Annotated in this window: 5 protein-coding genes; all 5 read left to right on the top strand. The window is 39.6% G+C overall.

All coding sequences use genetic code 11. The features are described from left to right. Nucleotides 1-355: restriction endonuclease (locus ABEW32_RS26170; RefSeq protein ID WP_430193218.1), on the top strand; the 355-nt coding region annotated here is incomplete at its 5' end. A 524-nt stretch (nt 356-879) separates the two neighbouring features. Next, a complete protein-coding gene (locus ABEW32_RS26165) occupies nt 880-1056 on the top strand; it encodes an FDLD family class I lanthipeptide (protein ID WP_430193216.1) in 177 nt (58 codons plus the stop codon). Between the two features lie 305 nt (nt 1057-1361). Then, on the top strand, nt 1362-4415 hold the full coding sequence (locus ABEW32_RS26160) for a lantibiotic dehydratase (RefSeq protein ID WP_430193214.1): 3054 nt from the start codon (nt 1362-1364) through the stop codon (nt 4413-4415). Further along, nucleotides 4412-6289 carry an ABC transporter ATP-binding protein gene (locus ABEW32_RS26155; RefSeq protein WP_430193212.1) on the top strand — a complete coding sequence of 626 codons (1878 nt, stop codon included), beginning with the start codon at nt 4412-4414 and terminating at the stop codon, nt 6287-6289. The genes ABEW32_RS26160 and ABEW32_RS26155 overlap by 4 nt, the downstream gene beginning before the upstream one ends. Then, on the top strand, nt 6286-7668 hold the full coding sequence (locus ABEW32_RS26150) for a lanthionine synthetase C family protein (RefSeq protein ID WP_430193210.1): 1383 nt from the start codon (nt 6286-6288) through the stop codon (nt 7666-7668). Before ABEW32_RS26155 ends, ABEW32_RS26150 begins: the two co-directional genes overlap by 4 nt. Nucleotides 7669-8011 lie beyond the last annotated feature (343 nt).

Below are 8011 nucleotides of genomic sequence, written 5' to 3'. Positions count from 1 at the left end.
AACAACCAGCAGCCGGGATTTTGGAGCGGATCTGGTATTTACAGACCGTGAAGGCGCCAGAGTCGTAATTCAAGCCAAGCGTTATGCTGTACAACATCCGGTCGGCTTGGGCGCGGTGCAGGAAATTTACACCTCTATGCGTTATTATGCAGCCGACAAGTCTGTAGTCATCACCTCAAGTCGTTATACGGAATCCTGTAAAACACTTGCTGCTGTCAACGGGGTTAAATTATTGGATCGCAATGATTTGGAAGACATGATTGATATGTTCAAGTCGAAGCACCGCGAGGAGGTTATGGATGTAATAGAAAGTAGGGCAGAGGTGGTCGCTTCCAAATGGAGTAAAACCAAATAGGAGTACACGGGGAGTGAGACGGGGATTAGGGACAGCTGTTCCTGTCCCTTTTCTAATACTCTTAACTATATGGCTAGATACATATAAATAAATGGGTTTAAATGGTGTGGACAACTAAGAGAGGAGGGGATCAAGTAATGTGCTTAGAACTAGAAAGCTTTAAGGTATATATTTTATAAGAATAAAAATTGATATAAATGTATTTTATTCTTAATAAATTCAAAAAATATAATAATGTGTAAAATTCACTTTTCATTCCTTAGGCATAGGGTTATATATTTTTGTTTGTATACAAATTATATACAAATTTTACAAAAGTTTAGGTTGTGGTTTTTACATAAGTAACTAGCAGCTGATAGCCTAAACAAGCATAAAAGTAAATATGTATATGAGAGTATTCCAACAGATGACGATCAGTTGGGGTATTGTTCATATAAATTAACTTCTAAGAGATAGCATAAAGAAATCATTAGTGATAATCATCACATCTATGAAAACAAGTTGAATGAGAGGAGGAAAACGACATGGCAAACGATGCTTTTGATTTGGATGTACAAGTGAATAAGTCCAAGGGATCTGTTGAACCACAAGTTTTTACAAGCATAGCGGCGTGTTCTGCTGCTGCGTGCGGGGGTGAACGCACGGAACATTGTGGTAAAACTCAAGGAAATTGTATATCAAATATTGGAAATTGGTGCTGAGATATTATACTTTTGATATTCATTCATCCTTGGGTTATTTGATTGACTGTGGAACAGAAAAATAAAAGAGAAAAGGGGCTTTCAAGTCCCTTTTCTCTTTTATTGTAAGGTGAATTATCCTTCGAAAGTGCATATATACAAGATAGTCCGGGGGCGAGGAATTAATGAAGCGTCAGCGATATGCATACAAAGCACTCAATTTTTTTTTACTGCGAACGCCTGTAATTTCTTTTGATAGGTATAAGTCTTTTTTTCCTGAAAAGTGTGAAGACAAGGAATATCTCAAATCTTACACCGTGCAACGTATGATTGAGTTATCCAACGATCCCGCAATCAAGGAAGCAATTTCCGTTTCCAGTCCACGCTTACATGAGTCCCTATTTCGTTTACAAGAAGAAGATGATCCGCGCAAGCAAGAGCAGGTGCTTAAAGGGCTCATGCGGTATGTACTAAGAATGATGACTCGTCCCACGCCATTTGGTTTATTTTCAGGTGTTACTGTGGGACATTTTGGTGAGACTTCTCAATTGTATCTCAAGAATACGAATGCTCATCGCAAACGCGCTAGACCCGATATGGAATGGATATTAAAAATTATTGAAAAGATAGAAAGCATTCCAGAAGTGTTATGCCAGCTTCGTCTACAGAGCAATCCTTTAATCTATCGGCAAGGAAACCGGGCGAAAATTCCTTATACAACGAGATACGGAAAATTAGTAAACGGGGAAAACGATAGCGTATCGGTGAAGGCATCCGCTGTATTTGATTATATTATGGAGGTCTGCGCACAACCAGTATTATATTCAACATTGGTTAAGCTTGTTATGCGGCGTTTTTCGGAAGCGAGTGAAGAAAGAGTTGATCCCTATATTCGGCAGCTTTTTGAGCAAGAGTTTCTTATTTCGGAGCTACGACCCTCAACCATAAAATCAGATCCTTTTGGCCACATTTTGGCGATTGTCAATCCGTTATACGGAATGGAGGATCTAAAGTTGCTGTTGCAAGGTATTCATCAGGAAATCCGACTGTACAATGAGCTTCCTATTGGGGAAGGTGAGGGGCGCCTCAAACTGCTGCGACAAGTGATGAGTGAAGTTTCGGACATTGAAATGTCCACTTTACAGGTCGATTTATCGCTGGAGGATCATTCTATCGTTCTGAATGAATATATCCGTAAGGATGTTGAACGGGTGGCCGAATTATTTTCCCAGCTCGCTTCCCAAACGGATGCTCATCTCAAGGAGTATGCTGATGAGTTTTTGGAAAAGTATGGATATGGCCGGGAGGTACCGTTGCTTGAACTGTTAGATGAAGAAATGGGTTTAGGCGCGCCTGCGACCTACCGTCATCCGCAGAGCCGACGCAGATCCTTAAAAACAGGGAAAATTGCCAAAACGCAAGCTGATCGAGAACAGCTTCTCTTTCAATGGTTTATATCCTCCATACATAAAGGCAAATATGAAGTGAACCTTACGGATGAAATGACAGCGCAACTTGCACATACGGAGGATTCCATAACACGTCCGGCATTACCTTCAATGGAACTGTACTTCTTATTGAATACCCGCGACCAGCAAGCACTTGATCGAGGAGAATATACATTGCTGCTCGGACCAAATCCTGGTTCGAACGGTGCGGGAAAAACGTTTGGACGTTTTATGGATTTGCTTGGTAAACCGTTTGAAGATGAATTCCAAGCTATTCATCAGGAGGAGAAAAGTCTGTATCCCGAGAAAATTTGGGCTGAAGTATCCTATTTACCCAGCTCTGGAAGAACAACGAATGTTATTCTTGTTGAGAATTTTCGAGACTATGAGATTGCGATCGGGACCAGCCATGCTCTGCCGGATGATCGGCAAATTCAAGTATCGGATTTAGTTGTGGGGCTACGTGACGATCATTTCTACTTAAAATCACGCAAGCACAATCGAGTAGTCATACCGACAACCGGACATATGCTCAACTACCACCATGCTCCTAATGTATACCGTTTCTTAATTGAGGTTGGTCTAGCTGGATTCGGACAATGGAACCCAATAAACTGGGGAATCATGGCGCAGGCTCCGTTTACCCCTCGTTTGCGGTACAACAATATCATTTTTGCTCCAGCGACATGGAGAATGTGGTTTCGTCAGGACAAAGAAAAACCACTAGGTGCGGAAGCCCTGAAAAAAGCGGTTGCCCAATTCTGTTTAGAATGGAAGGTACCTCGGCACGTCTACCTGATTCAATCTGACCATCGTATTCTGTTAGATTTGGAGCACCCCTTACACATCGAAGAGCTATGTAAAGAATTAAAATCTGGCAACTCAATTGTCCTCATTGAACACATTGGCGGATTTGAAGAATTACCTATTTATTGTAGTGAAGGTAGACTGACAGCGGAATTCGTATTTCCTCTAGTTCGACGGCCAGTTATTTCTTCGGGAACTCTTCAGGAGATTGCGGCAGCTTCAGAAGATGTGGGACTAGCTCCTTCCATGCAGGCAGTAAGTTCGGCTCAACGTGTACATTTTCCAGGTGGTATATGGTTCTATGCGAAACTGTACGGAATGGAAAGCAGACAAAATGAGTTTATTGGTTTGTATTGGGATGAGTGTATTCGGCAAGCTAAGGAGATGGGTATAGTTGAATATGGTTATTATATTCGTTATGCAGATCCAGAATCCCATATTCGTGTAAGATTCAAAATGTCTAGTGAGAAATTGGTTCCTGATTTTTTTACCATGTTTCATGATTGGGCAAAAGTATGGATACGAGAAGGATTGATGACTAAATTTGTTATTGATACCTATGAACCGGAAATTGAGCGCTATGGCGGGCCAGAATTAATGGGGTTAGCGGAGCCTATGTTCGCTGATGATAGCGAGATTTCGGCTAAACTTATTCGTTTGAACCGTTTTAAACAAAATAAATTAGACTTAGATATTGTAGCTGTTTTGAGTGTAATCCATTTGTTGCGTCAATTAGGTTTTAACGAAGTCGAAAGTTACGACGTTCTCAATCAAAAATATGACGTAAAGGAGTTCCTAAGTGAATTTCGTAAAGAACGAAGGCTTTATTTGCAGTTTTTGGATAAAACATTTCAACAGGAGGAAGGTCAATCTCAGGATCAAATTAATGATATCCTAGATTTGTTTAAAATCAGGGTATCAACAGCTGTTTGTTATCAACAAAAAATTTCAGAACAAGAGAAGCAAGGTTCTTTAATGAATACTAAAGATGATATTTTGTTCAGTATCATTCATATGCATTTGAATCGCTTACTTGGAATTGATCGATACAAAGAACGGAAAATCATGATCATGGCTCGTCATGCGATGAATAGCCTCGTTCACTATCACAGGAAAGTAACATGAAAGATATGCATAATAAAAAAAATGGATTTCACTCTGCTTGGGAATCAATGGGGAATGGTCTTAAGTTGCTTCTGCTAATTTTTAGTACTAACAAGCGTTATCTCATTCTTAGTATTATGTTCTATTTTATTCAAGGGGTTACGCCGATTCTCATCCTAGCTGTTATGCAAAATGTACTAAACAAGGTTTCAATTGCTTTGCAACAAGGAGCTGGTTTAGTAATCGTACCGTTTGGATGGTTTGTACTGGTTTACGTTGTGAAAAATATAGTAAATGCTGCACAGGGTTATGTAGAAGGAACTCTGGAATCACTCCTTTCCAAATCGTTAAATATTATGATTTGTGAAAAATCAACTCGCTTGGGATTAGCTGATTATGAAAATGCGACTATCAATGACCAGTTAAAGCGCGCTTCTCAAGAGGCTTCTTATCGCCCGTATCAGCTCTACACTCAAATGGCGGGAATTGTATCAAGCCTTATTACTATGATATCCTCTGCAATTTGGTTAGTTTTATGGAAATGGTGGATTGTTCTTGTTCTATTAATTGTATCAGTGGTATCTATGTATTCTTTATTCAAAATTAATCGTCAGCAGTTTCAAATATACATGGATCGAACTCCCCAGTATCGACAATCTTGGTATATGACTTATTTATTGACAAATGATCGTGCGGTAAAAGAAGTGAAAATTTTTCAATTAGGCTCATACTTATTAGAGCGTTACTCCAACTTACTGGAAAGTTTTTTTAGGGTGGATCGTCGAATGTTAGGTAAGCTTACCGGGTTTACTCTGATGTATAACATGCTTGAGCTCGGAGTAATGTTATGGTTTGTATGGATGGCAATGAAGGAAACTTTGCTTACTAATATAATGATTGGTAGCTTATACGGGTATATTCAAGCCATAATGTTAACGCAAAGCCAAATTCAGATGATGATGCGTGGTATTTCACAATTTTCGCAAAATAATCTTTATATTGAACAATTGTTTTTGTTTTTGAAACTACCCACCTCAGATCCTGTATATCATCAAAAAGACCTGAGTTACATGCAACCATCGGGAGTCGGGCAGGATTTCCATATTGAACAAATTGCATTTGAAGAGGTCTCTTTCAAATATCCAGGACAGTCTAGATATGCATTAAACAAAGTTAGGTTGTCATTGTCCAAAGGTGAGACAGTTGCAATTGTAGGTAAAAACGGATCAGGTAAGACGACTTTAATGAAAATTTTGATGCAATTGTATGCAGATTACAGCGGAACAATTAGTGTAAATGGTTGTAATATTAAGAACTATGAACTAGCGGACATTCAACGAAAAATAGGAGTAGTGTTTCAGGATTTTATGCAGTATGAAATGTCTGCTCGCCATAATATAGGCTTTGGCGATTTGGGACAACTTGAGGAGGATGGGACATTGATGGAGGCCGCGAGATATGCTGCTATGGATAACGTGATCCAAAAGCTACCACATGGCCTGAATACTCAACTTGGTAAATGGTTTGAGGAGGGGCACCAGCTTTCAGGAGGTCAATGGCAGCGGCTGGCGATAGCGCGTGCTTTTGTTAGGAAGGCGGATGTGTATATCTTGGATGAGCCAAGCTCTTTTTTAGATCCTGTAGCCGAACGTGATTTGCTAGAACTGTTTTTGGATTTAATGAAGGATAGAATTGGAATCTTTATTACACATCGTATTTCCTCGGCAAGGCTTGCTCATCACATTGTTGTTATGGAGGATGGACAAATCATAGAGCAGGGAACCCATGAGTACCTTGTAAGATTAGGTGGTGTCTATTTGGAAATGTATCAGGTACAAGCCAGTTCATTTGCCGCTGATGCTGTGACGAACATGGGAGGTGTCTTTAAGTCATGACATCTGCTCAATTGCCATTTAGTTCATGGCGTCCCTTGTCAGGTGAAATAAGAGAACGAGTGGCCAAGGTATTAGATTCCATCGGAGAACGGTATAGGAATCCGGAAGAGGTTTGTTTACGTTCTAAAAGTATACCTATATTAGAAGTGGACGGATTTGAAATAGAAAGATGGAATGATGGGATTTTAAGTAATGGTTATCCAGGAATTTGTTTATTACTGGCTCAGTTGGATTTATTATACCCGGAGGATGGATGGGATCAGACTGGACATATGTATTTAGAAAAGCTTCAAAAGCATATGGAAGAAATGGGGATGTATGATTTATCCCTATATAGTGGATTAGCAGGCGTGCTGATGGGCATTCGGGCGTTATCACGGGGGGGAACACGATACAAGTCCATGTTGGATCAAGTGGCCTCATGGTTTGAAGAATTAGCGGTTGAAAGAATACCATTATATATGGAACAATGGCATTTGGGACACTTAAAAATGAGTGATTATGATACAATTATTGGGTTTACAGGTATTGGTCGTATTGTTCTTCTTTTTTACGAACGACCGAAAATGAAAGCTCTATGGGAGCAAATTGTTGCGTGGTTTAAGCTATTTTGCGGAGATAAAAAATGGGAGGGACAACATATTCCCGCTTGGCATATTCGTGCAGAAAATCAGTTTTTGCAGGATGAGAAGAAGGAATTTCCTAAAGGTAATTTTAATCTAAGCCTATCCCATGGTATAGCAGGCCCGCTGGCATTAATGAGTATATCCGTCTTACAGGGGATTAACACTGAACAAGTAAAGAGAGAGATAGCCACATTGGCGGAATGGTTCACTGAATGGCAGGTTGAAAGTCAGGTAGGAACGATATGGCCTGGGAAGGTATCTTTTGAAGAATGGGAACAATCTGAATTATCCGTTGAAAATACTGAATATCAAAGGGATTCATGGTGCTATGGTGCTCCGGGAATTGCGCGCTCCATTTGGTTAGCAGGACAGGCTTTACAGAATGAGGAATGGATATCTTTGGGATTGAAGGCTTATCTGGACATCGAAAATCGTATAGAGCGAAATGGTGGGATGGTTTCTGCTACGGTATGCCACGGTATTGGAGGCTTGCTCCATCTTCTTCAACGGATGTACTCCGATACAGGCAACGAACGGCTAGGAGCACTGCGTGATTTGCTTGTGGAGCGAGTATTGGATTTATTTGAGCCATCTTCCCTATTTGGTTATTACGATATAAATTTTCTGAATGGAGGTTATAGAAACATAGATGAAGCGGGTTTTTTAACTGGGACTGCAGGTGTTGCTCTTGTCCTCGCCTCATTGATTAGCGATAGAAGTCCAGAATGGGATGCTGTATTAATGATTCGTTAACTATTATTTAGGTAAACTGACACGAAAAATGTGTCAGTTTTTTTATTTCTGCATAGCAAAAGTGATTCAGAAGAAATTTATTATATCAATATTACCCTTAATTGACATTATATTTGTTATAGAAAGTTTACAGAACTCTTATGAAAAATATGATTTTAATAACCGATATAAATATGTTTTAAATTTCTAAATTAGGATGCTGTAATAAATAATGGAGAATGGAGTAATATTATTTTACTTTTAAGTGGATTTCCATGGTTATAATCTTTGCACTATTGCTAAGTGCATATAGGCAATTGGATGTACAAACCAAGTCTCAGCCTAGCACTCAATCCGCACCTCG

The sequence above is a fragment of the Paenibacillus jamilae genome (genome assembly GCF_050482105.1).
Lineage (GTDB): Bacteria > Bacillota > Bacilli > Paenibacillales > Paenibacillaceae > Paenibacillus > Paenibacillus jamilae_B.
This window is presented reverse-complemented; position numbering and strand designations above follow the sequence as displayed.

Coding starts and splice junctions, on each gene's coding strand:
- ABEW32_RS26165 (WP_430193216.1), top strand. CDS start 880: ATGGCAAACGATGCTTTTGATTTGGATGTACAAGTGAATAAGTCCAAG.
- ABEW32_RS26160 (WP_430193214.1), top strand. CDS start 1,362: ATGATTGAGTTATCCAACGATCCCGCAATCAAGGAAGCAATTTCCGTT.
- ABEW32_RS26155 (WP_430193212.1), top strand. CDS start 4,412: ATGAAAGATATGCATAATAAAAAAAATGGATTTCACTCTGCTTGGGAA.
- ABEW32_RS26150 (WP_430193210.1), top strand. CDS start 6,286: ATGACATCTGCTCAATTGCCATTTAGTTCATGGCGTCCCTTGTCAGGT.